We start from the raw sequence: 26,572 nt of genomic DNA on the forward strand, positions 1-26,572 counted from the left end.
TGTTTTTGGATCGACAACGATCGCCACAGACACGCAAAAGGGAACCAACCGGGCTCCCTTTCAACCACTTGCGGCAAACTACGCGGATAGCAAGCCTGACGCAAGCTCGAACACCTGGCAGCGCTACGCTCCCAAGCGCTCCAGCAGTTCCACCATATCGCGTCCCAGCTGGCGAGCGACGTCGAAGGCCACCTGGTCGTCCTCGACGCGGCGCCACTGTACACGTCTCTTCTCGGCGTTGAAGCCGGCGTACTGGGTGGCGGCAGCTCCAGATCCGAGCACCGGGCCTTCCGGGCGAGGATGCACCACCAGCATCTCCTGCGTAGCGAACCAGCGATCCATGGCGGCAAGCGTCTCCTCCACTCCGCAATCGCTCAAACCGGCCGTAGCCACCATGCCGCCCACCTTGCCCTTGAAGGCGTTGGCCACCATATGCTGAGGACGCGTGCGCTCCATGAACGTCTTCATGCGAGCCGAAACGCTCGAAAAGTAGTCGGGAGAGGCCAGCACGATGCCGTCCGCTGCCAAGAGCTTTTCCACAAGCTCCGCCATGTCGTCCCCTGAGAGCGCGCAAGCAGGCTTCGCAAGGCATGCGTTGCACCCCACGCAATACCGGATGTCAAGGTCGGCAAGCTCTACAAGCTCAACCTGCGCGCCTGCCGCCGACGCCTCGTCAAGAACCGCCGCCAAGAGATGCGACGTGCCCTTTCCGCTTCGATGGCTTCCGTTTACACCGATGATCTTCATGCGATTCCCTTCTCCGCCTCGGTATAGGACAGTGCCCCCGCGCCAAAGGGCACGAGGGCACCGCAGAGCATTCGAACGTTGCGCTTGGCGCGTTCTTACATGTTGTGGAACGCGTACTTGTCCGGGTTGTCCTTGACGTCCTGCTTGTTCTTCGGATTCATCTTGAGGGTGCCCATGATGCCGTCGTTGGTGTTGGAAGCCAGCACCTGGTTGCGGTTCTCCATCTTGATGACGTTCTCGAAGCTGGTGCCGTCCAAGGAAGCCTGCAGGCATTCCTTCGTCAGGCGCAGGCCGAACGGAGCCGTGGCATCGCACATCTGCTGAGCGAAGGCAACAGCCTCTTCAACCACGTCGTCGTCGGCAACGACCTTGTTCGCGAAGCCCCACTCGAGCAACTTCTCGGCGCCGAAGCGGTTGGGGTTCATGAGGATCTCGCAAGCGCGAGCATAGCCCACGATCTTGGGCAGGAAGAACGCGCCGCCCATGTCGGTGCCAGTGTAGCCGATGGACAGGTAGCCAGCGTTCATCTTGTAGGACTCGCCCAGGAAACGCATGTCGCATGCGCAGGAGATGGACAGGCCACCGCCCACAGCGTAACCCTTGAGCGCGCCGATGATGGGCTGCTCGCAACGACGCATGTTGATGATCTGGTCGGAGCACATGCGTTGCATGATGTAGAAGTCGCGCTGGATGCGGCCCATATCCTCGGGCGGATCAAGAGCCAGGTCGTTGAGGTTGAAGCCAGCGCAGAAGGACTTGCCTTCGCCCGTCAAAACGATAGCGCGGCAATCCTTGTCCAGGCGCACCTTGATAAGGAAGTCGTTGAACTCGCTCATCTGCTTGTACGACATGGCGTTGAGGTTGCCCGCGTCATTGAACGAGCAGACGTAAACCGGGCCGCGCTTGTCGATCAGCAGCTTCTCGTACTCGTAATCGAACTCCGGCAGATGGTAGCTTTCCTGATATACGCTCATTGGTTTCGTACCCCTTTCCCTGTGTTCCTCATTTTTACGTTTTGATCCATACGATTTTTTTAACGCACACAGGCTGGTACTATAGTCACACGCTAGCCCGGCATACACCACGGACAATTCAATAGTATTGTTGATTTTGGAAGTCATATTGGTAACACATTTAAAATAATGACCGGTATCTTAAAGGGAATCTGCTGACGGAAGCGATCGGGCGTCTGTTATTCCCTCGTTGCTGCAGCATGCATCGAGTCGGCAGAATCGGGAGCATTTTCAATCTCATGCGCGTCCACGTTGCCTGCCCTCCTGCCGGCAGACCCCGCCGCTAACCGGACGCTCGCACCGCTCGCCTGGGATTATAGGCGCTCCCTATCGTTTCATAGGAACTACCGATAGGTCCCGAAGCATTTCACCGACAAATAATACCTTCAGCATCATACAATGGCCGCAACGCACATGATCCATGCAAAAGGCCGCACAAGCGCGGCGTCGCAGTCCGCATCTCGAACACGAGGAGGCCACCCCGCACAGGCAAGTCATACACCATCGGCACTGAACCAGCTTCAACCCGCTTTGCTGCAAAGCACATCGACGGTTCAAGGGCACAGGCGGGCAAAAGTCGATCAGGAGAGGACATCAGGGGCATGATAACCGATCTAAAAATCAACGAGGATCGCAAGCGGCACTACTACGAGCAGGGGTATTGGACCGAGAAAACACTGGGGGATCTTTGGAGCGAGCGGGTGGCCAACCATCCGGATCGTGAATACGTAAGCGACGACCAAGGCTCGCGCTACACCTACGGGGAGGTTGACGACAAGGCATCGCGTTTGGCTGCATGGCTGGTCGAGCAGGGTGTGCAGCCCGGCGACGTCGTGACGTTCCAGATGCCCACCTGGGCGGAATTCTGCATCGTCTATGTAGCGGCGCTCAAGGCAGGTGCGGTCATGCATCCGCTGCCCCGCAACTTCAACGACGCCGACCTGGTGTACGGTATGAACCTTGTCGAATCGAAGGCGTTCATCTGCCCGACGAGAGCTGGCAAGGTCGATTTCGAGCAGCAGATCCTGAGCATCGTCGACCAGATTCCCTCGCTCGGCCCGGTGGCGCTCGTCGACAAAGTGGAGCCCAAGCATTCCGATCTGCCCGCTTTGAGCGAAATCTGCTCGCAGTACGAGCCTTTGACGAAGCGCCCGGACATCACGTCCGACGACATCGCGTGCATCCTGTCCACCTCGGGGACCACGGGCAAACCGAAAGCCGTTCTGTTCACGCACAACAACCTTATCTTCTCGGAAAGCTCTTTCGTGAAAGGCACCGAGCGCACGTCGGACGACGTCATGTTCATGGCTTCCCCGCTCAACCACGCCACCGGCTTCTACCACGGCCTTATCTCCCCCATGATTCTGGGCGGGCGCACGGTACTGCAGCAGGATTTCCGCCCTGCTCAGGCCATCGAGCAGATGAACCGCGAGAAGTGCACGTGGTCGATGGGCGCAACGCCGTTCATCTACGACATGCTCAAGTGCATCGAGCACGAAGGCGGACCGCAAATCGAAACGCTCGAGCTGTTCCTGTGCGGAGGCGCGCCGGTTCCCGGTTCGCTCGTGCAGTGCGCCGCCAACCACGGCGTCATGCTCTGCGAGGTCTACGGCTCCACGGAAAGCTGCCCGCATATCTTCGTTCCGCCTACGGACTGCCGCGAATGGAACGGATCGTGGTCGGGCATACCTTTCCCCGGCATCGAAGTACGTATCGTGGACATGGATCGCAACGAGGTGCCCTTGGGAGAGCAAGGCGAAGAGATCTCACGCGGACCCCATCAGTTCGTCGGCTACCTCAACGCGCCCGAGCGCACCGCCCGCGCCTTGGACGATGACGGTTGGTTCTACAGCGGCGATTTGGGATACATGGACGAACAGGGACGCATTCGCATCAACGGCCGCAAGAAAGAGATCATTATCCGCGGCGGCGAGAACATCTGCGCGCGCGAAATCGACGACGATTTGATCGGCTGCCCCGGCATCGGCGAAACGGCCACCATCGGCATGCCCGACGAGCGCCTTGGCGAGCGCATATGCACCTTTGCCGTACCCACCGACGACCGCCGTCTCACCGTGGCAGACGTGACTGCCTACCTAGCCGAGCGTCATGTCGCAAAGCGCCTGTGGCCCGAGCGCATGGAGTACATCGACGCCATCCCGAAGACGGCAACCGGCAAGGTGAAGCGCTTCGAGCTGTCGCAGGAGCTTGCCAGGCGCATGCAAGCGTAAAGATCGCTCGAGAACTGCTCTAAAGGCAGCTAAAAGGCCCCGTACCAAGAAGCGCATAACGTGCGAGCTTCACGGTACGGGGCCTTTCGCGCTATCGAAGCACGTTTTGACCGTTACGGATTCGATCGCGCAACAACGATGCAGAGCGCCTTTTACATGCGGGCCAAGGAAGCAGCCTCTTCCTGCAAGTACGCGATCTGCGCTTGAACGTTGACGCGCGCAGCGGGATTCAGACGCGCGTCAACGTCGTCGTACACCGTTTCCAGAATACGATCGACATCGAACCCCGCCCCCGCCGCGACGATCCTCCTCACGCGATCGAGACGGCTCAGGCGGTGCGCCGTCTGCCGATCGATCAAGCCAAGGGGATCGTCGATCGGCAATCCGTGAGCAGTCAGCAGCACGCGTATGCGCCGCGTTCGAACGATGCGCCTCAAGCGTTCCAGGCTGGCTAAATAGTCGGACAACGTGCCGTCCGGCCAGCAGATGAGCGTGGAACTCTGTCGAAACACGTGATCGCCCGTCACAACGGACCCGTCCTTGGCAAACACAAGCCCTATAGAATCTTTTGAATGACCCGGCAAGAACACCGCCTCGAGCGCAGGAGCATCTGCTCCCAGGTCAAGAGGGCCTTCTGAAAGCGTCCGGGCACGACGCCCGAGCAGCGGAGCCTTAGCCCGTCGTGCGAACTGCTGCGCTCCTTCGGCATGATCATAGTGGTCGTGCGTGAGAACCACTGCCGCAACGTGCAGCCCGTCCTCTTCGCACGCGGCATGAACGGCATCCAGATGTTCGGGTAACGCGGGACCGGGATCGACCACGACGCACCCCGTGCAGCCCGGTTCCGAGAGCACCCAGGTATTGGTGCCGACATACGTAAGGGGCGACGGATTGTCGGCCAGAACGCAGCGCGCCCGCACCGAAAAACGCCCGCCGCGCCACGTGGCCCGATCGGCCGGCACGGTGCCCGGAGCCGGCCGGGAAAGCTCGCGCTCGCGCGCAGCTACGGAAGCACGCATCGCAGCACCGTCCCTTCATGCTCGCGCTTGCACGGCTCGAGCATGATGCGCCGAGCGCCATCGACGCCCGCCGCGAAAGACTCGAGGCTTTCGGCGTACGCAAGATGGGATAAGTTGTACACCGTAGGCGGCACAAGGCGCATCTCGCCCCGAGCGCCTTTCTCCAGCGCGTCGACCGGATCAATCCAACCGGCGCCATTCGCTTCGCTTGTACGGTCATCGGGAACCTGCCCCTGCGGAGCAAGCGCAGCGAAAAAGTACGTATCGTAGCGACGCGGCTCGAATTCGGGCGTCAGCCAATGGGAACGCAACCCTAGAAGATCGGCGCGCAGCACAAGTCCATGGCGAAGCAAAACCTCCGCGAACGACGACTCGTGCTCGGCAAGACGTTGACGCTCCTCAGCCCACTCGGAGGTGCCCACATGCTCCACGACGGCGCCGTGATCCCGTCCCGCCAGCAGCACGCCGCACTCCTCGAACACCTCGCGAGCCGCCGCCGTCACCACCCGCCGCGCCGTCTCCTCGTCTACGCCCATGCGTCGAGACCAGACGGCAGGCGAAGGGCCCGTCCAGGGAAGACGCTCGTCAGCATCGCGAGGGTCCACTCCCCCGCCAGGAAACACCACCGCATCGGGAACGAACGCCATGGTTTTCGCGCGGCGCAGCATGAACACTTCGCGCGGGCCGCGCACCAGCATCACCGTGGCGGCAAGGCGCGAAGACGCGGGGCAGGCGCCCGACGCTACGTACGAGCGAAGCATCTCCGAAAGCGCTTCGCCCATCGGCACTTCCAGCAGTTCTCCTGAGCGCCACGCATTCACCGCGAACTCCTTCCCGCATACGCCCCGACGCCGCCGCAAACAGAATGCGGCGGCGTCGACGACACGCTATATCAATCGAAGAGCCTCGGCAAGAAGCTCCGCTACGTCTCTCGCGGGAACGTCGGCATCGCGCGCCGCCAACCCGTCCTCGAACATGGAAAGGCAGAACGGACACACTGTTGCCACCGCATCTGCGCCCGTTGCAAGCGCCTGATCGGTTCTCATAGCGTTGATGCGCTGACCCTCGCGCTCCTCGAGCCACATGCGCCCGCCGCCCGCGCCGCAGCAGAAGCTCTGCTCGCGCGTACGCTGCATCTCCACCACGCGCGCGCCGCTGGCGGTCACCAATGCGCGCGGCTCGTCGTACACGTCCGCATAGCGGCCCAGATAGCACGAGTCGTGATAGGTAACGTACTCGAACGGCAGCCTCGAACCCATGCCGGCGGTGCAGCCAAGATTGCCTTCCCTCACCAGGCGCTCCAGCAACTCGACATGCCGCACCACCTCGAACGTGCCGCCCAACTGCGGATACTCCCGTTCGATCACGTGCGCACAGTGAGGGCACTGCACGATGATCTTCTTCGCTCCGTACGCCTTGAGCGTCTCGATGTTCTCGGTAGCCAGCTGGTAGTACACGAACTCGTTGCCCAGGCGCCGCGCGGCATCGCCGCAGCACTTCTCTTCGTTTCCAATGACGGCGAAGCTCACGCCGGCGTGCTGCAAGAGCGCCACCAGAGCGCGCGACACCTTGCGGTTGCGCGCATCGTACGCCCCAGCGCAGCCGGGCCAGTACACGTACTCGGCATCCGGAACGTCGGCCAACGTCGGCACGTCGAGCCCCTCAGCCCAAGACAAGCGGCTCTGCCACCCCAAGCCCCACGGGTTTCCGTTGGTCTCCAGACTGCGGAACGTCGATGTCGCCTCGCTTGGAAACGCGCTTTCCATCGACACCTGGTACGTGCGCATGCCGACCGTCTTCGGAACGTGCTCCAGAAGCGCCGGGCAAGCCTCCATGCATGCGCCGCACGTCGTGCACGACCAAAGCGCTTCAGAGGAAATCACATCGCCCACCAGCGTCTTGCCCAACACCGCTTGCTGCTGCTCGGTCGGCTCGAACGCGACCGCCGGAGCGCCGCTCTCCTTCGACCCCGATTCGGAACCCGCCGCCTTCGCCTGCGCAGACTCGGATTTGCGCTGGGCGAGCACGATCGGCCCGCGTTCGCCCAGATGAGCTCCGAGCGACTGCATAAGGTCTTTCGGAGACAGCGGCTTTCCGCTTGCATGGACGGGACACATAAGTTCGCAGCGCCCGCATCTGACGCACGCCTGCGTATCAAGCAGGTCCTTCCAGGTAAAGTCCTCCAGCTTCCCAACGCCGAATTCCTCCAGGTCCTCGTCTTCCAGGTCAACGTAAGGCAGCGTACCCTTCGGCTCCAGAGAACGGCAGTATACCGTGGCAGGCACCAGCAGCACGTGAGCTAGTTTGGAATACACCCAGTACGCCAGAATGCCGAAGGCCACGGCCATGTGACCCCACCAAAGAACCCGATGAACAAGCGAGATCTGCTCTGCGCTCCAGGTGACGAACAGTTGCGAGAACAAGTTTCCTATCGGCGAGAACGCCGCCCAAGGATCGCTCGTCCCCACGATGCGCAGACCTTCGACGAAGAAGCCCGACACGCCGATGACCAGAAGCCACACCAGCACGACGATATCGGCCGGCTTCGTATCCAGCGAAGGGTTCGATCCTGAGACGCGGCGAACGATGCAGGCGACCATCGCGATGCAGAACGCAAGCCCTGCGACGTCGGTGGCGAAGGCTAGAAAATACAGGTAATAATCCCCCTTTGCGATATCAAGCCCCAGGTCGGCCTGGGCTGCATAGGTTGCAGTGGTCACCACCATAACAGCCATGCCCACGTACATCCCCAGGTGAGCCAGCTTGATGCCCGCCCCGCGTCCCTTGAGCACCGAAGCCTGCAGGACCGCATCGACGAACGCGCCTTTCAAGCGCTCGCGCGGATTGTCCGTCCGATCAACCGGAAGCCCCACCTTCCACAAACGGTAGCGCCGCCAGAAGCAGTAGGCGGCCACGGCCAGCACCAGCAAGAAGCACGGGTACATGATCCATGAACCCTCGATGTTCCACAAAACCTCGCGCGAGGGAACCGCCGCGTCCACGCTACGATGCCTTGCTGGCGCGGAACGCCTCGGTCAAAAGCGGAACAGCTTCGAACAGATCGGCTACGATACCGTAATCGGCCACTTTGAAGATGTCCGCTTCGGGATCGCGGTTCACCGCAACGATGCACTTCGAACCCGCAGCTCCTGCCATGTGCTGGATGGAGCCTGAAATGCCGCACGCGATGTAGAGCGAAGGCGCGATGGTCTTGCCCGTCTGGCCAACCTGGAACTGGATGTCAGTCCATCCCTCGTCGACCGCGGGCCGCGATGCGCCGACTGCAGCACCCAATACGTCGGCAAGCTCTTCGATAAGCGAAAAACCCTCTGCGCCCTTCGTGCCGCGACCGCCCGACACCACCGTATCGGCCTCGGTCAGCTCCACGCGGCCTGACGCCCGGCGCACCACGTCGGCCACCGTCTGGCGCATGTCGCCGAAGCCGTTCACCTGCTGCATGACAACGGAAGCCGTCCGCTGCTCGTCAGCCTCAAGGGGTTCGAACGCCTTCGGGCGCACAGTGGCCAGCATAGGACGCGCATCGGCTGCGAAAACGATGTCGGCCTGGACCTTTCCCGAATACGGCTCGCGCGTGAACGCGAAGCCCGCCTCTTCGTCGTGCCCGATCGCCACCACGTCGGCCACGAAGCCGGTGTTGAACCGCTGGGCAAGCACGGGAGCCAGATCGAGCCCCGTCGCCCCCTCCGCGAACAGCACGGCATCGGGGCGCTGCTGCTCAACCAACGCTTGCAGCGCCGACGCGTACGCATCGGTGGTGTACGTCGCCAACGCTGCATCGTCCAGCACAGCGACGACATCGGCGCCCGCATGAGCAAGACGATCGAGCGAGGCATCGGCAAGCCCGCTGCCTAGAACCACGGCCGTCACGCTGCCATCGCCCTCGGCGGCCATCGAACGCGCAGCCGCCATCATTTCAAACGTCACGCGCGGAAACGAACCGTCTTTCGGCTCCGCGTAAACCCAGATTCCTGCCATCGGTGATCCCCTTTCGTCCTACAAGACCTTGGCTTCGCTAGCCAGCAAATCCATCGTGGCGCGAACCACCTCGGCAGTCGTTTCGCCTTCGACGACGCGCCCTCCCTGACGGGCGGGCTTCTCGCGATAGCGCAGCACGCGGGTTCGGGGCTCCGCCTCAACGACTTCCGCCTGATCGACGCTTATATCGGCAAGCGTCCACACCGTGACGGGCTTCTTCTTCGACTGCATGATCGACCGAACGTTAGGATAGCGCGGTTCGGCCAGGCCCTGCTGCGCCGTTACCACGGCGGGCAAGGCAACGTCAACCAAGGCAACGCCGTCGTCGATCTCGCGCGTGGCGCGCACCGTTGCACCCGCTACGTCAACCGTCAGTTCCGTGACCACCTGCACACACGGCAGGCCGCGAAGCTCGGCAACGCGCGGCATGGTCTGCGCGCTCGACGTGTCGGCGGATTTGCACCCGCCCAAAACCAGATCCACGGACAGGCGATCGAGGGCGGCGGACAGCACCCGCGCCTTCGCCGCACCATCGATATCGCAAAGAGCCGGGTCGTCGATGAGGTACCCCGCATCCGCGCCCATGGACAGCGCATGCCGAACGGCAGGCATCGACTCGTCCCCGCCTACGCACACGACGAAGACTTCCCCGCCGTGCTCCTCTTTCAACTGCACCGCTCGCTCGACCGCGAATTCGCTGTACGGATCGATAACGAGCGTCTGGCCCTCGGTCGACACGCGTCCCTCGGAATCGACGCGCACCTCCGCCTCGGTGTCGACGGTTTGCTTGATGCAGACTGCAACGTTCATGGGCAGCCCCCCTTCGTAGTCATCGCGCCGCGCTCGGCGGCGCAACGCTTTCTAATACTCCTTCAGAACCGATTTCGCAATAAGGGAACGCTGAACTTGGCTGGTCCCTTCGACGATGGTGAACGATTTCGCGTCGCGGTAATAACGCTCGACCGGGTAATCCTTGCACAAGCCGTAGCCGCCGAAGATCTGCACCGCCGTTTCCGACGCCTTCACCGCCGCCTCAGAGCAGTACACCTTGGCCACCGAAGCGGTTTTCATCATGGCCTGGATGTCGCCGCCGAACGCGGACGATGCCTGGTCGAGCAGCAGACGCGAAGCTTCCAGGGATATTTCCATATCGGCCAGCATGAAGCGGATGGCCTGCAGATCGGCAATGTGCTTGCCGAATTGGATACGGTCCTTCGCGTACGCCGCAGCTGCCGCAAGCGATGCGGCCGTCACGCCCGTTGCAAGCGCGGCAACGGCCAAGCGACCGCGGTTGAGCGTGTGGTGCGCGATCTCGAAGCCGTCGCCCACGTTGCCTACCACGGTTTCGGGACCCACGTGCATGTTCTCGAAGAACAGCTGCGACGTCACGGAGCCGCGCAGCCCCATCTTGTCCTCTTTGCGGCCGATGATCAGACCCGGCGTGTCTTTATGCACGACGAAGCACGAAGGCTTCGATTCGCCATCCTCGTTGACGCGCGCAAACACCGTGAAGTAGTCTCCTACGGCGCCGTTGGTGATGAATATCTTGCTTCCGTTGATCACGTAGCCGTCCCCGTCGGGCAGAGCCGTTGTCGCGATAGAGGAAATATCGGAGCCGGCATTGGGCTCGGTCAACGCAAAGCAGATCTTAGCTTCGCCTGCGGCCAGCGCGGGAAGGATGGACTCCTTCTGCTCGTCGGTGCCGGAAAACACCAACGCGTCTGACCCGATAGCCGAAATAAGGATCATCAGGGCCACAGCCGGAGACTCCCGCGCAATGCGCTCGATCACCTGCACCCAGCAGTGCATGCTCACCTCGACGCCGCCGTGCTCCTCGCCGTACGCAAGCGCGAACAAGCCCTGCTCCACGAACAGCTCGTAGATGTCCTCGGGGAACTCGTCCTCCTCGTCAATATCGGCAGCACGCTGCGACACAACGTCGACGCACAGATCGTCCACCATCGCGAGGATCATGCGCTCCTCTTGCGTTAGTTCGTACATGGGACCCCTTCCCTTATCGTGCTTTGATCGAGGATTGATAGCAGGAGGCCGCCGCATACAGGCCGAATCGCCCACAAGCGATTGCAACGGCGTATTCCTTTCCCACTGATTACTTTCATGATAGAGCGTCAACAAAGTATGCCTACGGTCAAAACAAACGGAATGAGCATCATTGCTGGCCAAAGATTTGGTTCTGTTCCTTCCTTGTACATGCGCAGTCAAATCCGATTGGGTAAGCTGCGAATTCTGCCCCGATACGCATGTGCGAAAACTGCACACAGGAAAGTAAATGACCGGGTCGCATCAACCTCCGACGCGCTATCATCACACTGAGAGATCATTTGAATTGCGCCCGGAAAACGCAAGGCGCAAGCAAGCCCGCAAAGGAGAACCACTATGGCCGTCCAGCTTCGGCAGATCATCGAAGTGCCGTGCGAAATAGACGCGCTTTCTCATCTTGACGTGCTGCGCCAGCTGGACGACGATGCGCTTGGAGCGCTCGGCATCGATCCGTCCGAACTCGACGAAGCTCCAACCGAGGAAGAGCCCGCATCGGGCGATCCGGACGACGTGACCGACGAGCCGTTCGAACCCGAGCTTTCCGAAGATGCCGCGCATCGCATCGACCGCGCCGTTGCCGCTTGCCTTGCCGCGTACGAACCGCGCGGAGCTTACAAGGTGTTCAACCCCGCCATCTGCACGCTACCTCCCAAATACGTCGAACCCGCCATCAAGCTGGTCGGCACCATGATGGTGTTCCACGGGCAAAGCTCCTACGAAAAGCTGCGTCGCGCCACGCATTGCGCGCTCATGGCCGCAACCATCGGGCCCGAGCGGCCCGAAGCGCTGCCGGCAAACGCGGACGACCTCGATCGCGCCATCGCACGCGCGTGCGCGCTTGCTTTGGTGGAGAGCACGGCCGACCACGTGAACGCCGACATCGTGAAAACCGCCCTGGACGAAGATCTCTACACCGACGACCGACTCTGCCCGGGCGTCGGCGACTTCCCGTTGGAGTCCCGTTCGCAGTTCGTGTTCTACACGCAGTCTGAACAACGCCTGGGCTTGAAGTTGAACGCCGACGGAGCGTTCGACCCTCCCTTCAGCACGGTCGGCGTCGTGGGCATGTACGACCCCACGCAAAAGGGCCGCAGGCGCGCGTGCGGCCGCTGCAAGTACCGTTCCTTCTGCTCCATCCGCGCCATCGGTATGAACTGCCACGGAAGCAAGGGATCCTTCAAGAATCTCTAAACCCCCTTCGCGCGATAACGAAAACCTCCTGCGAAGCCCTGCGCGTTGCATGCGCAGGGCTTCGTCATCGCGTCGACAGCACGTCCTCCCCCCCGCCGGCATGGGCGCAAACGAGGACCCCTGGCAGTCATCGGGAGCCTTTCCTGCGTCACTGCGCTTGCAAACCAAACAAAACCCCAGGTGGTGAAAATCACGCAGCATCTTAACCGGTCGAAATCCCCTTCAGGATCGTCACAGGTCCCCCTTTGCGCCCACGATCGATCGAGGCGCTCCCATAAACGGCGAGAAGCCCCGGCTTGCACAGGGGCTTCCGCATCGCTTTCGGAAACGTCTGGGAAAAGACGATCCGACGGGTAGGTGGAACTTAGATCGTGTACAGGTGATCCGGATCCTCCACGGCCTTCGCGTACTCCTTGAGGATGCCGCGACCGGAGATGTGCACCATGATCTCGACGGTGCCGCCACCGATCTGGAAGCCGCGGCAGTCGAGCATGAGGCGGGACACGCGGGTCTCGTCGGTGTAGCCCAGGCCGCCCATCAGCTGCAGAGCGCGCGAGCAGCAGTCGGTCATCGCGGGAGCGCCATAGCGCTTGAGCATGGCGGCGTCGTTGTTGACGGGGATGCCGTTGTCAAGCTTCCAGCAGGTGCGATACAGGAAGTTACGGGTGTTGGAGAGCTCGATCTGCATCTCGACGATGTGCTCCTGAACCAGCTGGAACGTCTTGATGCCCTTGCCGAACTGCAGACGCTCGTTGGTCCATGCGCAGGCGTCGTCCATAGCAGCCTGAGCCTCGCCCAGAAGCTCGGCCAAAAGCACGCAGCGCTCCCACTCGAAGTTCTTCATAAGCTGGTAGAAGCCCTTGCCCTTGATGCCCAGCAGCGCGCTCTCCTCGACCACGACGTCGTCGAAGTGGATCATCGAGAACGGCATGATCTGCATGCCGATCTTGTTGAGCGGCTCGATGGTCACGCCGGGAGCGTCGGAAGCCACCAGGTACATGGACATTTCCTTGTTCTCGCGGGACGGATCCTCGTCCTTGCAGACAACGATGAATCCGCCGGAGTTCTCGCCCGAGGTCACCCAGGTCTTCGTGCCGTTGATGTGGATCTTGCCGTCGGCATCCTTGGTGGCGCAAGTTTCCATGCCCTGGTTGTCGGAACCGGCACCGGGCTCGGAGATGGCCAGGCAGTACGGAGGATAGCCGTTCTCCTTGTAGTAGTCGATAGCGTACTTGACCTGCTCGGGGTTGCCGAACTCGCACATGTCGAACATGATGAGCAGGTTGGGAGCCATGGGGATGTTGCCGCCAGCATGGTTGAGCTCTTCGATGATCATGGCCATGGTCACATGATCGACCGGCTTTCCGCCGTACTCCGCGGGCAGGCCGTACATGCCCCAGCCGTCGTCAACCCAAGCCTTGGCAACCTCGGGAGCGATGCCGCGGTTCTTGTAACCGGCAGCGATGACTTCCTCGGTCAGGTGCTCCTTGCACCACTCGCGAATACCCTTCTTGATCTCGAGCTGTTCCGGGGTGTAGCTGAAATCCATGTTTCCTCCTTCAAAGGACGGTCTCTATTCAAAACACTTGCGTGCTTGAACCTTGGTGATAGGATGCCGCCGTTGCAGCGGACGGCATCCGCTTCCAGAGGCGCAGCGACGCCGCGTCTCCGGGTTGTGCCATAAGAGCTACAGGGTCATCGACGCTGCGTAGCCGCCCTTGACAGCCTCGAGCGTTCGGTACACCTTGCCGGCCGGCGTGGTAGCGTCGCCGATGAGCTTGGCGTTCGGGAACACCTTGGCAATCTCGTCGTAGAGCTTGGTGTTCTGCTCGACGCCGAGCGACGTCAGAATGGTATCGCACTCGATAAGCTGCTCTTCGCCAGTCTCGACGTTCTGAACCTTCGCGCCCTTCTTCGTAACCTCGACCAGTCGGGTCAGCGGCATGAGCTTCACGCCCTTGGACTTCACCAAGTTGATGGTGGGGTTCTTGTCGATGATGCCGATGCCGTTGCCCATCTTCTTGGCTTCTTCGATGACCGTGATCTCGCGGTTCTCGCACATTGCCTCGGCAACTTCCAAGCCGGCGAATCCGCCGCCCACGACCACGACGCGCTTGCCCACGATAGCGGTGGGGCCGGACGCCATGTTCAGACCCATGCGCATGAAGCCCACGGTACCGCCCTGCGCCTTGATGGCCGCAACGGCAGCCTTCCACAGCATGCCCTTGCCCTCGGGAACCTTGCCGGAGCACATCTCTTTGATGTCCTCGGACTTCACGACGTTCTTGCCGTCGATGCCGGGAACGTCAAGGCTGATGATGCCGCCACCGGGAGACACGATGACCTCGTCGGGGTTGAGGGCCTTCACCGCGTCGGCGTCCACGTAGGTGTTGAGCTTGAGCTCGATGTTCGGATGCAGCTTCATCTCTTCGTTCCAGTAGGACACCAGCGGCTCGATCTTGGCGTTGAGCACCTGCGCCATGCCCAGCAGGCCGGCAACGCGGTCGGACTTGTCGAGCACGGTCACCTTGTGGCCGCGAACGGCCGCAACGCGAGCAGCTTCCAGGCCGCCGGGGCCGGCGCCAACGACGACGACGTGCTTCTGAGCCTCGGCCGGCTTCTCCTCGGGCAGGCCCACCTTGACGCCCTCCCACACGTTGGCGTTGACGGAGCACTGGCACGGCTTGCCGATGAAGATGTTGTCCAGGCAGCGGCTGCACACGATGCAAGGGCGAACCTGCTCGGGATGACCAGCGGCAACCTTGGCAGCCGTGTCGGGATCGGCGATGAACTGGCGCGCCATGCCCACGGCGTCGCCGTAGCCCTGCGTGACAACCTTGTCGCACATGTCAAGCGTATTGATGCGGGTGCCGGGGAAGACGGGCTTGCTCGTAACGGTCTTCACCTGCTTGGCAAGATCGATGAACTCGCCTTCGGGAACGATCTGGTTCGCAACCGGACGCGGAGCCTCGTGGAAGCCAGCCTGCACGCTCCAAGCGTCCACGCCGTGCTTCTCGACGATCGGGATGATTTCGAGGGTGTCCTCGATGCGGTTGCCGTTCGGCATCAAGTCGTCGGCGGAGATGCGCACCAAGATGGGCATGTCGTCGCCGCAGGTCTTGTGAATCTCGTCGACGATCTCGCAGAGGAAGCGAGCGCGGTTCTCGGCGCTTCCGCCGTACTCGTCGGTGCGATGGTTGGAGTACTTGGACAGGAAGCGCATGACCATGTAGCCGATGCCGGCGTGGATCTCGATGATGTCGATGCCGCTGTCCTTGGCGCGCTTGGCAGCTTCGCCGTACTGCTTCACCACGATGGCGATTTCTTCTTTGGTGTACTCGCGCTCGGGCATGCCCACGAACGGACCGCTGGGAACGTCCTTGGAGGGTGCGTAGGACAGCAGCGGATCGTCGCCGGAGGCGCGCCACTCGTAGCACAGCTGCAGCTGCGCGGCCACCTTGGCACCGTGCTTGTGGCAAACCTCGGCGATACGCTGCCAACCGGGGTTGAACTCGTCAGCCCAGATGCCGCATGCGCCCGTCGTGGTGTGGTACTTCGGCTCCGTGTTGAAGCAATCGCAGATGTACGCGCTGCCCACTTCGATCAGACCAACGCCGCCCTTAGCGCGCTGCTCGTAGAAGTCCACCAAATCGTCCGAAATGTGATAGTTGTCGACCTTCTCGATCGTCATCGGCAGCATGACGAACCGGTTCCTCAGCTCGACGTTGCCGATCGAGAACGGCTCGAGCAGCTTCTGATACTTTGCCACGTTACAACCCCTTTCCGCTTTGCGTTTGCCAAGCGTTCATTCACGTGATACGCCAAGAGGGCGACTCGTTTTGCCCGACCTCTTGATCGTCATTGTACGCGCTGACTTTTGGGCTGACGATGGACAGATAGATTAGATTGTTGGTTATTCGGGGTGTTTAACCCAACATTGCTGGTACAAATTGCCCATTTAGTGGGCTTTTTAGGGCATAGTTATCCCAATTCTGGGGGTTTGCAAACTACAAACATGCACATTTTTTTTATTTTGTCCTAGAAATAGCCGGCAGCACACGCTATACTGCAAGCGTTCACCGCAGGCCGTACAATCCGAGAGCGAGGCAGCCCTATGAACGCGCTAAGCACGATGCTCCTCATCGCCGACACCTTCGTGGCGCTTTGCGACGAAATGCCCTTGAAGAAAGTGTCGATCAGCGACATCATCGAGCGCACTGGGAAGAACCGCAAGACGTTCTACTACCATTTCGAGAACAAAGAATGCCTCATCACGTGGATATTCCGCTACGATTTAGGCCAGAAGCTCAAGAAGCGATTCCCCGAAAGCGCGCTGGTATACGAAGAGAACTCGAACGACTCCATCTCCCGCTTCCCCTACTACATCCTGCAGAAATCCGGCGTTCGCTCGCTCGACCATTCCGAGTTCTTCGAATGCTTCGGCAACGTGCTGGAGGCGAAGCGGCGATTCTACACGCAAGCGCTCGTGGACAACAGCCCCTATTCGCTGCGCAACTACCTGTACAACCTGTACTTGCCTGCATTGCGCACGGACATCGACACCATTTTGTCGAACCGCTACCTTCCCAACGAGAACATTCAGTTCCTTGCCGAGTTCTACACCTGCGCGTTTCTGTACTACTACATCCGCAAGTGCGACCAGCCCACTGTGGAGCATTTAACCGGTCAGGCAGGCCCTTTCGCCAACATCATCCACAGCTCGCTCGAAATGCAGATCAAGGAAGCGCAGCTGCGACGCAACCTGTAGGCTTTCAGCGCCCTGAAGGAAAGGCTGCGAATTGCGCGCTTTTTCTTCAGGGCGCTTTGCTTCTCATGCAGGAAATTTCGGCGGCAACGCGGCAGAGCCCAGTTCGCGCACAGCCGCGCTCATAGGCTGAAGACGGGGTCCTGCCAATAGCTTCGAAGTTGCATGCGCCAACAGTGCGCCCTGCTCGTCACGAACTTCAGCCTCGCAGAAACACATGGTGCGACCCCGCTTGACGACGCGACCCGTCGCCGTAACGGCGCCGACGCTCGAAGCCTTGAGGTTCGATACGTTGATGTCAATCGTCGTGCAGCCCTCGTCCTCTTCAAGCCATCCGTACAGCGCCCAATACGCAGCGCAATCGAGCAGCGAGGCATACGCGCCGCCATGGGTTCCGCCGAACGCGTTCATGTGCTTGCGCTGAAGATCGCACGACACGATGCACGACCCCTCGCCCAACTCCACCAACTTCACGTCAAGCAGCTCGAAGTAAGGAGAGCGGTTGATCAGCTCGATCACCGCGCTCGCGTGTTCCGGATTCATGGTAGCCACTGGTTTCGCCCTTCCCTTCCCATCGTCTGCGCTTCATGGTAGCGGCCCGCACGAGCCAGCGACACGGACAAATCGCACCCGACGTGAACCTCTGCAGGACCCCGCAACTAAAACGGGGGCTTGCAGATGCGCCCCGAAGCCGCCGTTCACAGGGAAAGCGCGCCCGACCCAACCGCGCGCCAATGGTTGCATACCGCGCAAAAGGGGCCCGGCGCAATGCCGGACCCCTTCGAAGGCTGAAACGCGAACCGCCTGCAGCGCTACTTCTGGGGGTAGAAGCCGCTCGGCTCTTCGCCCAGGTTGATCATGATGTTCTTGGCTTGCGTGTAGTGCTCGAGCATGACCTTGTGCGTCTCGCGACCGATGCCGGACTGCTTGTAGCCGCCGAACGGCGCGCCCGACGGAATCTGGTTGTAGGTGTTCACCCACATACGGCCCGTCTTCACGCCCTGCGCCACACGGAACGCGCGGTTGATATCGCGGGTCCACACGGCACCGCCCAAGCCGTACACCGAGTCGTTGGCCATGTCGATGACCTCTTGCTCGTCCTTGAACTTGATGACCACGGCAACCGGCCCGAAGATCTCCTCCTGAGCCACGCGGCACGAGTTGTTCGGCACCTCCAGCAGCGTCGGCTTGAGGAACGCGCCCTTCGCCAGCTCGCCTTCCGTGGCGCGCTCGCCGCCCACGAGCACCCTGCCGCCCTCCTGCTTGGCGATTTCCACGTACTCGAGGATCTTGTTCATTTGGCCTTGATCGATCTGGCTGCCCATCTGGGTATCGTCCTCCCACGGCAAACCGACCTTGACATTCTCGAAGGCCTTCACGGCATCCTCCACGAACCTATCGTAAACGTCTTCATGGACGAAAATGCGGCTGCCGGCGCAGCATACCTGGCCCTGGTTGAACAGGATGCCCAGCTGCACGCCGTCCAGCATCATGTCCCACTTGCAATCGGGGAAGATGATGTTCGCGGACTTGCCGCCCAGCTCCAGCGTGGCCGGGATCAAGCGCTCGGCCGCCGCACGGGCGACGTCGCGACCGACCTCGGTAGAACCGGTGAACGCCAGCTTGCCGATGCGCTCGTTGTCCAGAATATACTGGCCGGACTTCGATCCGCGGCCCGTGACCACGTTGAACACGCCGGCCGGGATGACGTCCTGCGTCAGCCGCGCAAGCTCGAGCACCGTCAACGACGTGGTCGAAGACGGCTTGAACACCGTGCAGTCGCCAGCCGCCAGAACGGGCGCCAGCTTCCATGCGGCCATGAGGAAGGGGAAGTTCCAGGGAACGATCTGCCCCACAACGCCGATAGGCTCATGGAGCACCAGCGACATCATGTTGCCCGGCAGCATGTCGGCCTCGCCCGTGTCAGCCAAAAGCACGCCGGCGAAGTAACGGAAGTGGTCGACGGAGTAGGCTACGTCGATGGCGCGCGTCTCGCGGATGGGCTTGCCGTTGTCAAGCGTTTCGAGCATTGCGAAATGCTCGGCGTTCGCCTCGATGATGTCGGCCACCTTGTTCAAGATGATGGCGCGCTCGGCCTTGTCGGTCTTGCCCCAGGTCTCGAAAGCCTGCCACGCAGCATCGACGGCGCGCTCGACGTCGTCCTTCGACGCGTCGGCGATAGTGGAGAGCTTCTCCCCGTTCGCAGGGCAGTACACATCGAGCGTCGCGCCGTCGGACGCATCGACCCACTGGCCCCCGATGTAGAGTTGATAAGATTCCTGAGCAGGATTGTTCATTCGTGCATCCTTTCTCTTGGAAGCGCAGCAAATGCGCCTTGAAGAGCGATTCACTATGATCGCTGGCCCTAGCATACCCTGTAGGCGAAGGCGCTGTCTGTCGTCTTCCCATGAAGAATCGTCAACGGTCGGTAAACGTGGGTGATCAGGTGTCAATTCCATGGCACGCATACGGAAAACGGGGCGGATGCTACCGGACGCAACCGCGAGACGAGCGGCAAGGAAGACGCCGCGCGGGTTGCCCGCACAAAGCGACGGCCAGTCGGACAAACATCGATTTCTGCTCGACAGCGAAAACGCGAAGCCATCGCCCCACTCCGAGCCGATCCCGTTGCACAGTGAAAAAGGACCCTGACAGAAATGCGAGGACGACGGCCTGCTCGCAACCTCTCGACTCGCACGACGAGCGCGCAGATCGAAAGGCAAAGAGCACACAAAAGCGCCGGCCCCTATCGAAGGCCGGCGCTCGGCAGACGATGCTACGCGCGCTGCTGCTTGTCCAGAAGCAGCCGGTTCAAGGCGTTCAGGTACGCCTTCGCGGATGAAACGATGATGTCGCCATCCGCACCGCGACCGGTGTACGCCTCGCCGCCCTCGGCCGTCACGCGCACGGTCACTTCGCCCAGCGCGTCGATGCCGCGCGTAACGGACGTCACCGTGAACTCGGTCAGGTCGTTGCCCACCTGCACGATCTTGTCCACGGCCTTGAACGCAGCGTCGATGGGGCCGGTTCCGTACTCGCACACCGTGCGAATCTCGCCCTCGGCATCGCGCAGCGTGAGCGTCGCAGTCGGGGTGAGCGGGAAACCGCAGCTGATCTGAATGGCCTCCAACGTGTAGAGGGCGCGCTCGTTGCGCTCGCGCTCGTTGATGAGGCTTTCCAGATCCTCGTCGTAGACTTCCTTCTTCTTGTCGGCCAAGTTGAGGAACGCCTCGTACACTTGGTCGAGCGCCTCGCCCTCAAGATCGTAGCCCAGTTCCACCATGCGGTGCTTGAGCGCCGCATGGCCCGAACGCGCCGTGAGCACGATCTGGCTTTGTCCCGCACCCACGTCCGCCGGATCGATGATCTCGTAGGTATCGCGCTTCTTCAGCACGCCGTCCTGATGGATGCCCGAAGAATGAGCGAACGCGTTCGCGCCCACGATCGCCTTGTTTGCCTGCACGTTCATGCCGGTGATGGACGACACCAAGCGACTGGCCTTCACGAATTCGCGCGTGTTCACGTCGGTGCGCGCGTCCAGCTCGGCCTCGTGCATCTTGATGGCCATGACCACTTCTTCCATGGCCGTGTTGCCCGCGCGCTCGCCCAAACCGTTGATCGTGCACTCCACCTGGCGCGCGCCGTTTTTCACGCCGGCCATGGCAAGCGCCGTGGCCATGCCCAGATCGTTGTGGCAATGCACGGCGATCTTCACGTTCTCGATGCCGTTCACGCCATCGACCAGGTACCTGATGCGCTGCCCGAACTCCTCGGGCAGCGAGTAGCCCGTCGTGTCGGGAATGTTCACCACGGTAGCTCCCGCGTTCACGACCGCCTGTATCACGCGCACCAGGAAATCGTAGTCCGAACGGCCCGCGTCCTCCGCGTAGAACTGCACGTCCTCGACGTACTTCTTCGCGTACTTCACGCACTTGACCGCGCGCTCGACGCATTCGTCCTCTGAAATGCGCAGCTTGTCGCGCAAGTGGCTCGGGCTCACGCCGATGCCCGTATGGATGCGCGGGCGCTTGGCGTAGCGAAGCGCGTCGGCCGCCGAATCAATGTCCTTCTCCACCGCGCGCGTCAGGCCGCAGACGACGGCCGCATCTCCCGCCAGCTCGGCGATACGGCGAACGCTCTCGAAGTCTCCCGGACTCGAAATGGGGAAACCCGCCTCGATGACGTCGACGTTCAGACGTAGCAGCTGACGCGCGACCACCAGTTTCTCCTCGGTGTTCATGGATGCGCCCGGCGACTGCTCGCCGTCGCGCAGCGTGGTGTCGAAGATATCGATCTTGCGCGTCATGTGCTCATTCCTTCCCGTCATACGCCTGCCGCCCGCTACGCCGAAGGGCGCTGCGGGCGGCAGACTGCTCAAATTGGTTTGACAATCATAGCTAATTAAGCCAACCAATTCAATTGGGATTCTTCGAGCTCCGGTCAATTCCGGGAAACCGACCGTAAAGGGAGGCGAGCGGCGCGTTCCGGAAGCACCGCTGCAGCCCCTCCCCCGATCTTACAGCTTGATGTACCAGAGATTCTTGAGATCGACCAAGCCCGCGCGCAGCTTCGCCAGCACTTCGTCGTCAACCGTGCCCTCCACGTTCATGTACACAAGAGCGCAGCGCTCCTCCGGCTTCGTGCCGATCTGCATCGTGGTGATGTTGATGCCCGCTTCGCCCAGAATGGTTCCGATGGTTCCCACGCGGCCCGGAGCGTCTTCGTACTCGAACACGAGCGATTGCGACGCCGGGGCGATATCCATCTTGTAACCCAAAAGCGACACGAGACGCGCAGCCTGGGCCTCTCCGGCAAGCGTGCACGCAACCTCGGTGCCGTCGGCAACGATGGACACCGTGGAAGCGTAACCGGATGCATCGGCGCTCGAGAGCGTGTCGATGCGAATGCCATGGCGCTTCGCCACGGCCTCGGCGTTCACCGGCGTGACCGTAGCCGTATTCTGATAGGACAGCAGCCCCTTGAGCGTGCCCGCCACCAGAATGGAAAGATCTGCGTTGGCCAGCGTGCCGGCGGCCGTCAGCTTCAAGAACTGGGGGATCTCGCCATGGATCTGAGCCAACATGCTTCCCATCATCTGACAGGCGGGAACGTAGGGCCCCACCGTGTCCATGACCTCAGGGGGAACGGGAGCCATGTTGAGGGCCGTGGGGACGATGGACCCTTCAAGGCCGGCCGCCACGTACTCGGCCGTCTGCACGCCTGCGCGCAGCTGCGCCTCAAGCGTGCTGGCGCCCAGATGCGGCGTGAGGATGGCGTTCTCGAACTCATGCAACGGGCTTTCGCGGCACGGCTCGGTTTCGTACACGTCCAGGCCCACGGCGCCGATCTTGCCCGCCGCCAGGAAGTCGGCCAGGGAATCGACGTTGAAGATGCCGCCGCGCGCGGCGTTCACCAAGATGACGCCGTCTTTCATGGCGGCGTACTGCTCCGGCCCGAACATGCCGATGGTCTCCTTGGTTTTGGGCAGGTGCACGGTGATGAAGTCGGCAAGCGGCACGATGGCGTCCACGTCGTCGTACAGCGTAACGCCCAACTGCTCCGCGCGCTCAGGGCTGCAGTACGGATCGTAGCCCACCAGCTTCATGCCGAATGCGCGAGCACGCTCTGCCACCAAGCCGCCGATGCGACCCAAACCGAAGATGGCCAGCGTTTTCTCGTACAGCTCGACGCCCGTGAACTTGGCGCGCTCCCACACGCCCGCATGCATGGACGCGTTCGCCGGCGCGATGTTGCGCGCGCAAGCCAGCATGAGCGCCATGGTATGCTCGGCGGCCGACACGATGTTGGACGTGGGCGCATTGCACACGATCACTCCGCGCTCGGTGGCGGCGTCCACGTCGACGTTGTCGACGCCCACGCCCGCGCGCCCGATAATGCGCAGCTTGCCGCCCGCCTCGATCACCTCGCGCGTGACCTTGGTGGCCGACCGCACGATGAGCCCGTCGTAGTCGGGAATGGCCGCGAGCAGCTCTTCGGGCGTCATCTTCAGCCTGACGTCAACCTCGATGCCCTTGTCGCGCAGCACCGCAAGGCCAGCCTCAGCCAGCTTCTCGGAAACCAGCACCTTCTTCGTCATAACGGAACCCACCTTTTGCCTCATGGAATAGTGTCGGAATGAAAACCGCTCCGCCCTAGCCGAACATGCGGCCCTGACCGAGCAAGCGTACCCATGATACGAAAAAACCGCTCGCGCGAAAGGCCGAGCGGCGAAATAACCGATGAAATGCGAATGCAGGACGCATGCGGCCGACCAAGCGCCGCATGCGTCCTGCAGTTGAAAGAAAGCCCCTGCTTTACCAGCGCATTTCCTGATGCTTGATATTGTTCGCAAGCACCACGCACACAATGGGCAGGCCCAAAGACAGCAGCGAGCTCACGATGGACGAGAAGTCCAAGCCGTTGAACAGCGTACCCACCAGATTCAGCGCGCCGAACACCACGCCGATGACGGCCAGCACGAAAAACACGCCGATCTTGCTGGGGTTGTTGGCCCCGCGTACGCCGAAGATGCCGATGATCAGGTCGAAAAGCGACGATAGGAGCAAGCCGAATCCCAAGATCATAGCCAGTCCGCCCGCTACGGCCGTGCCGTCGTCGGCCATGTCCACGCCCGTCACGCCCATCGCGCCGCCGCCGATGAGCAAGAACAGCGAAAAGGCAAGCCCCAAAACTCCCACAACTATCATGATGATCGAGATCACCTTCAAAGCCTTCTGCGATGTGCTCTTTTCCATGTCATCCTCCATGTTCTCGGGAAGGATCCGCGCGAGGCAACGCTTGAAGCCGGCGGATCCTTCGCTTCCCTCTTCGTTATTCGTCGCGCTTGCGCGAACCGGCCGCGCCCAGCGCAACGGCACCGGCCGCCGCGCACGCGATCAACGCCAAAGCCGTCGTGCTCGACGCGTCTCCCGTTTTAGCCAACGTCTTAGCCTGAGCCTTGGCCGTCGGCACGACCTTGCCGCCCTGCACGTCCTTGGGCGCCGTCAAGGCGAACGGCGAAAGCTCGTCCACGCTGACCAGCACCCTTCCGTTCGCGCATTCGGCCGTCATCGTCTCCACGGTTCCGTCCGCCTTCAGATGGCGAACCGTGACCGTCTTCCCATCGTGCTTCCTATCCAAAGGAAACGACAGCCGCAACGCGCCCTCGTACGAGCCGCCCGTCACGCGCACCTCGTACGCGGAAAGCACGTCGTGCCCCTCACGGCCGGCCTGCGCCGAAACCGCCTGGTACGCAGCGCCCGAGGACAAGGGCGCCACCTCGAGCACAGCGCCCTCGGTCAGCTTCCCGCTCACCTGGACCAGGCTCTTTTCGTCCACGACGGTGCGGTCGACGTACACCGGCGCCAAAGCCGTCCACTTCGCGTACAGCGTGGTATCGCGGGCAACCGTATCGCTTTCGAAATCCCACGGAACGGTCAATGCGGGATCCTTGCACCATCCGCCGAACGCCGCACCGCTCTTCACCGGGTCGGCCGGCTTGGCGACCTTCGATCCGGCCTTGACCGTTTGGGGCTCCACGGCGCTGCCGCCGGCAACGTCGAACGAAACGGTGCACACGGCCCTGGACGCGATATAGTCGGGAACCGGGTTCTTCTCGCCCATCAGCACGGGCAGGTTCCCGGAGGAAAACGTCCAAGCGCCCAGAGGAGCGGCTATGAACCCGAGTCCGTCCCGGCGCTGCCACCACGATGCGTCGACGATGTCCGTTGCGGACGCATCCGCGCCGTTCTTCGTCTCGGCGCCCTTCTCGAGCACGGCGCCATCGGTCTTGCCGTCCTCTTTCGCGCTCGCGAACCCGTAATTGCTCGCGCCTTCGAACACCGCCCCATTATGGACGCCGCCCCAGATACGGCCCGCCGACGCGGCGGCATTCGTCGCAATGACGAAAGGATTGAGCCCCGCGCAGTTCTTGATGACGTTCTCTCCGTCCACGTTGCCCACGATGCCGCCGACCTTCTCCGCCCCCTGCACGCCTCCCGAGCTGTAAGAATACGAAACGTTCGCGCTTGAACGCACGAAGCCTGCGATGCCGCCGATGGAGGTTGACGACCCCGTCACGGAAGCCGTGCTGTAGCAGTTCTCGATAAGCGCGCCATCGGTGGCGCAACCCACCAGCCCGCCCACGGAATCGATACCGCTGACCGCGCCCGAAACGAAGCAACGCGAAACGACGCCGCCCCGCAGCTCCGACGCCAAAGCGCCGGTGTAGTTCCCCCCGGTCACGGCAACGTTCGCCAACCCCAAATTCACGATACGGCCCCTCACCATGCCGAACAGCGACGCCTGCGAAGCGCCGTCGTTGACGACCAAGCCGGAGATCGTCTTCCCGCCCCCGTCGAAGGTGCCGGAGTACATCCCGTGAGGAGCATCCCAAACTTCAGCGAGCTCGATGTTCGCCGTCAGCTTGAAGCTCGCGTTCGAGAGGGTGCCGTCGTTCAGTCCGGCTCCCATGGCGCGCAATTGGGCCTCGTTCTCGATCAAGTACGGATCGTCGCCCGATCCGGTGCCGCCGCCGAACGACGCGGCGGACTCCGCCGCGAACGCCGCCGCCGGCATCAAAGCAAGCATCAGGACCGCCCCCGCGAGCGCCTTCGCCCATCGTTTGCCCATCGGCTTCCCTTCCTTCCATTCGATCGCGTACGCTTTGAGGGTAATCATGTCATATATTCGATCTGCAAACCGTTTTCTGCACGAACGGTAAGGTTTCCCAACATGAACGGCGCGGGAAAAAACGGTGGCGTTTCCGGCTGCGTTCAGCGACAATACCTAGTGGAACCCCCGCATTCGGCCAGAAAGGCATCACCGTGCGCATCGCGCTTTGCGACGACAACCCCAAAGATCTGGCTTCGCTTGCAAGCCTGCTGGAAACGTACCGCCGGGAAACGAAGGCGAACCTCTCGATCCGCACCTACGCGAACGGCGTGGCGCTGCTTGACGACGTTCGCACGGAGCGCTTCGACCTGATGATGCTCGACGTCATGATGCCCTTCGTGGACGGCATCCAGATCGCGCGCGAGATCAGGGGATTCGACGAAGGCGCTCGCATCGCGTTTCTCACCTCGTCGCCCGAGTTCGCAGTGGAAAGCTACGAGGTGGATGCGTTTCACTACCTTCTGAAGCCCGTGACCCGCGACAAGCTGTTCGCCGTCCTGGACAAGCTTCGCCGCACCGTGGACCGGCAAGGCGACGGCTTGACCGTCAAGCTCAAGGGAGGAGTCGCCGGCATCTTGTTCGCGCGCATCGCCTTCGTCGAAGTGCTCAATCGAACGGTTCGCTTCCATATGACCGACGGAAGCGTGAAGGAAACGGCGGGATCGCTGTCGGATTACGAGTCGAAGCTTCTGGAGCGCCCCGAGTTCGTGCGCGCGCATCGGGCGTTCATCGTGAACCTCGACCAGATCCAAGAGCTCGACAAGCTGAGCCTGCGCACGTTCTCGAACGAATCCGTCCCCCTGTCGCGCAGATTGTCCGGCGAGGTCAAATCCGCCTACCTGAAACGGCTGTTCCTGCAAGCGGAAATGGCGTAGC

General features: G+C 61.7%; 20 protein-coding genes. 4 read left to right on the forward strand and 16 right to left on the reverse strand.

Annotated features, from left to right (window positions below):
- Nucleotides 1-123 precede the first annotated feature (123 nt).
- Entirely contained in the window at nt 124-747 is a 624-nt protein-coding gene (locus DMP08_RS02810) for a flavodoxin family protein (RefSeq protein ID WP_123191482.1), read from the reverse strand.
- A 95-nt stretch (nt 748-842) separates the two neighbouring features.
- Complete coding sequence (locus DMP08_RS02815; RefSeq protein WP_123191483.1) at nt 843-1,721, reverse strand: enoyl-CoA hydratase/isomerase family protein; 879 nt, start codon at nt 1,719-1,721, stop codon at nt 843-845.
- Between the two features lie 641 nt (nt 1,722-2,362).
- Between DMP08_RS02815 and fadK the strand changes: the two genes are divergently transcribed.
- Nucleotides 2,363-3,991: a medium-chain fatty-acid--CoA ligase gene (fadK, locus tag DMP08_RS02820; RefSeq protein ID WP_123191484.1), complete on the forward strand. Its 1,629-nt coding sequence runs from the start codon at nt 2,363-2,365 to the stop codon at nt 3,989-3,991.
- Between the two features lie 152 nt (nt 3,992-4,143).
- Here fadK and DMP08_RS02825 read toward each other — a convergent pair whose 3' ends face one another.
- The 6 genes from DMP08_RS02825 to DMP08_RS02850 all read right to left on the reverse strand — a co-directional run bounded on the left by DMP08_RS02825 (nt 4,144) and on the right by DMP08_RS02850 (nt 11,007).
- A complete protein-coding gene (locus DMP08_RS02825) occupies nt 4,144-5,010 on the reverse strand; it encodes an MBL fold metallo-hydrolase (RefSeq protein ID WP_123191485.1) in 867 nt (288 codons plus the stop codon).
- Complete coding sequence (locus tag DMP08_RS02830; RefSeq protein WP_123191486.1) at nt 4,995-5,831, reverse strand: NUDIX hydrolase; 837 nt, start codon at nt 5,829-5,831, stop codon at nt 4,995-4,997. Before DMP08_RS02830 ends, DMP08_RS02825 begins: the two co-directional genes overlap by 16 nt.
- Before the next feature lie 66 nt (nt 5,832-5,897).
- Nucleotides 5,898-8,012 (reverse strand): heterodisulfide reductase-related iron-sulfur binding cluster, encoded by a 2,115-nt coding sequence (locus tag DMP08_RS02835; RefSeq protein ID WP_123191487.1) that lies wholly within the window; start codon nt 8,010-8,012, stop codon nt 5,898-5,900.
- A 1-nt stretch (nt 8,013) separates the two neighbouring features.
- Nucleotides 8,014-9,006 (reverse strand): electron transfer flavoprotein subunit alpha/FixB family protein, encoded by a 993-nt coding sequence (locus DMP08_RS02840; protein ID WP_123191488.1) that lies wholly within the window; start codon nt 9,004-9,006, stop codon nt 8,014-8,016.
- A gap of 18 nt (nt 9,007-9,024) precedes the next feature.
- Entirely contained in the window at nt 9,025-9,816 is a 792-nt protein-coding gene (locus DMP08_RS02845; RefSeq protein ID WP_123191489.1) for an electron transfer flavoprotein subunit beta/FixA family protein, read from the reverse strand.
- Between the two features lie 51 nt (nt 9,817-9,867).
- On the reverse strand, nt 9,868-11,007 hold the full coding sequence (locus DMP08_RS02850; RefSeq protein ID WP_123191490.1) for an acyl-CoA dehydrogenase family protein: 1,140 nt from the start codon (nt 11,005-11,007) through the stop codon (nt 9,868-9,870).
- Nucleotides 11,008-11,403: 396 nt separating this feature from the next.
- Between DMP08_RS02850 and DMP08_RS02855 the strand changes: the two genes are divergently transcribed.
- Nucleotides 11,404-12,258, forward strand: coding sequence for a phage tail protein (locus tag DMP08_RS02855; protein WP_123191491.1), 855 nt, complete (start codon nt 11,404-11,406; stop codon nt 12,256-12,258).
- Nucleotides 12,259-12,622: 364 nt separating this feature from the next.
- Here DMP08_RS02855 and DMP08_RS02860 read toward each other — a convergent pair whose 3' ends face one another.
- A complete protein-coding gene (locus tag DMP08_RS02860) occupies nt 12,623-13,807 on the reverse strand; it encodes an acyl-CoA dehydrogenase family protein (RefSeq protein WP_123191492.1) in 1,185 nt (394 codons plus the stop codon).
- Between the two features lie 138 nt (nt 13,808-13,945).
- Nucleotides 13,946-16,027 (reverse strand): oxidoreductase, encoded by a 2,082-nt coding sequence (locus DMP08_RS02865; protein WP_123191493.1) that lies wholly within the window; start codon nt 16,025-16,027, stop codon nt 13,946-13,948.
- Nucleotides 16,028-16,372: 345 nt separating this feature from the next.
- Here DMP08_RS02865 and DMP08_RS02870 point away from each other — a divergent pair, with 345 nt between their 5' ends.
- On the forward strand, nt 16,373-17,026 hold the full coding sequence (locus DMP08_RS02870; RefSeq protein ID WP_123191494.1) for a TetR/AcrR family transcriptional regulator C-terminal domain-containing protein: 654 nt from the start codon (nt 16,373-16,375) through the stop codon (nt 17,024-17,026).
- A gap of 63 nt (nt 17,027-17,089) precedes the next feature.
- Here DMP08_RS02870 and DMP08_RS02875 read toward each other — a convergent pair whose 3' ends face one another.
- The 6 genes from DMP08_RS02875 to DMP08_RS02900 form a co-directional block, all read right to left on the reverse strand.
- Nucleotides 17,090-17,566 carry a PaaI family thioesterase gene (locus tag DMP08_RS02875; protein WP_244596767.1) on the reverse strand — a complete coding sequence of 159 codons (477 nt, stop codon included), beginning with the start codon at nt 17,564-17,566 and terminating at the stop codon, nt 17,090-17,092.
- A gap of 269 nt (nt 17,567-17,835) precedes the next feature.
- Nucleotides 17,836-19,320 (reverse strand): aldehyde dehydrogenase family protein, encoded by a 1,485-nt coding sequence (locus tag DMP08_RS02880; protein WP_123191496.1) that lies wholly within the window; start codon nt 19,318-19,320, stop codon nt 17,836-17,838.
- Nucleotides 19,321-19,799: 479 nt separating this feature from the next.
- Nucleotides 19,800-21,329, reverse strand: coding sequence for a 2-isopropylmalate synthase (locus DMP08_RS02885; RefSeq protein ID WP_123191497.1), 1,530 nt, complete (start codon nt 21,327-21,329; stop codon nt 19,800-19,802).
- A gap of 210 nt (nt 21,330-21,539) precedes the next feature.
- Nucleotides 21,540-23,120 carry a phosphoglycerate dehydrogenase gene (serA, locus tag DMP08_RS02890; protein WP_123191498.1) on the reverse strand — a complete coding sequence of 527 codons (1,581 nt, stop codon included), beginning with the start codon at nt 23,118-23,120 and terminating at the stop codon, nt 21,540-21,542.
- A 217-nt stretch (nt 23,121-23,337) separates the two neighbouring features.
- Nucleotides 23,338-23,778 carry a hypothetical protein gene (locus DMP08_RS02895; RefSeq protein ID WP_123191570.1) on the reverse strand — a complete coding sequence of 147 codons (441 nt, stop codon included), beginning with the start codon at nt 23,776-23,778 and terminating at the stop codon, nt 23,338-23,340.
- Between the two features lie 76 nt (nt 23,779-23,854).
- On the reverse strand, nt 23,855-25,654 hold the full coding sequence (locus DMP08_RS02900) for an InlB B-repeat-containing protein (RefSeq protein WP_161555409.1): 1,800 nt from the start codon (nt 25,652-25,654) through the stop codon (nt 23,855-23,857).
- A 194-nt stretch (nt 25,655-25,848) separates the two neighbouring features.
- Between DMP08_RS02900 and DMP08_RS02905 the strand changes: the two genes are divergently transcribed.
- On the forward strand, nt 25,849-26,571 hold the full coding sequence (locus DMP08_RS02905) for a LytR/AlgR family response regulator transcription factor (RefSeq protein WP_123191500.1): 723 nt from the start codon (nt 25,849-25,851) through the stop codon (nt 26,569-26,571).
- Nucleotide 26,572 lies beyond the last annotated feature (1 nt).

This window comes from Paraeggerthella hongkongensis (assembly GCF_003726035.1).
Classification (GTDB): domain Bacteria; phylum Actinomycetota; class Coriobacteriia; order Coriobacteriales; family Eggerthellaceae; genus Paraeggerthella; species Paraeggerthella hongkongensis.

What these genes read in the sequence shown, in the direction of transcription:
- DMP08_RS02900 (WP_161555409.1), bottom strand. Translation starts at nt 25,654, where the DNA reads ATGGGCAAACGATGGGCGAAGGCGCTCGCGGGGGCGGTCCTGATGCTT.
- DMP08_RS02855 (WP_123191491.1), top strand. Translation starts at nt 11,404, where the DNA reads ATGGCCGTCCAGCTTCGGCAGATCATCGAAGTGCCGTGCGAAATAGAC.
- DMP08_RS02840 (WP_123191488.1), bottom strand. Translation starts at nt 9,006, where the DNA reads ATGGCAGGAATCTGGGTTTACGCGGAGCCGAAAGACGGTTCGTTTCCG.
- DMP08_RS02895 (WP_123191570.1), bottom strand. Translation starts at nt 23,778, where the DNA reads ATGGAAAAGAGCACATCGCAGAAGGCTTTGAAGGTGATCTCGATCATC.
- DMP08_RS02810 (WP_123191482.1), bottom strand. Translation starts at nt 747, where the DNA reads ATGAAGATCATCGGTGTAAACGGAAGCCATCGAAGCGGAAAGGGCACG.
- DMP08_RS02860 (WP_123191492.1), bottom strand. Translation starts at nt 13,807, where the DNA reads ATGGATTTCAGCTACACCCCGGAACAGCTCGAGATCAAGAAGGGTATT.
- DMP08_RS02815 (WP_123191483.1), bottom strand. Translation starts at nt 1,721, where the DNA reads ATGAGCGTATATCAGGAAAGCTACCATCTGCCGGAGTTCGATTACGAG.
- DMP08_RS02825 (WP_123191485.1), bottom strand. Translation starts at nt 5,010, where the DNA reads ATGCGTGCTTCCGTAGCTGCGCGCGAGCGCGAGCTTTCCCGGCCGGCT.
- DMP08_RS02880 (WP_123191496.1), bottom strand. Translation starts at nt 19,320, where the DNA reads ATGAACAATCCTGCTCAGGAATCTTATCAACTCTACATCGGGGGCCAG.
- DMP08_RS02870 (WP_123191494.1), top strand. Translation starts at nt 16,373, where the DNA reads ATGAACGCGCTAAGCACGATGCTCCTCATCGCCGACACCTTCGTGGCG.
- DMP08_RS02885 (WP_123191497.1), bottom strand. Translation starts at nt 21,329, where the DNA reads ATGACGCGCAAGATCGATATCTTCGACACCACGCTGCGCGACGGCGAG.
- DMP08_RS02850 (WP_123191490.1), bottom strand. Translation starts at nt 11,007, where the DNA reads ATGTACGAACTAACGCAAGAGGAGCGCATGATCCTCGCGATGGTGGAC.
- fadK (WP_123191484.1), top strand. Translation starts at nt 2,363, where the DNA reads ATGATAACCGATCTAAAAATCAACGAGGATCGCAAGCGGCACTACTAC.
- serA (WP_123191498.1), bottom strand. Translation starts at nt 23,120, where the DNA reads ATGACGAAGAAGGTGCTGGTTTCCGAGAAGCTGGCTGAGGCTGGCCTT.
- DMP08_RS02845 (WP_123191489.1), bottom strand. Translation starts at nt 9,816, where the DNA reads ATGAACGTTGCAGTCTGCATCAAGCAAACCGTCGACACCGAGGCGGAG.
- DMP08_RS02875 (WP_244596767.1), bottom strand. Translation starts at nt 17,566, where the DNA reads ATGAATCCGGAACACGCGAGCGCGGTGATCGAGCTGATCAACCGCTCT.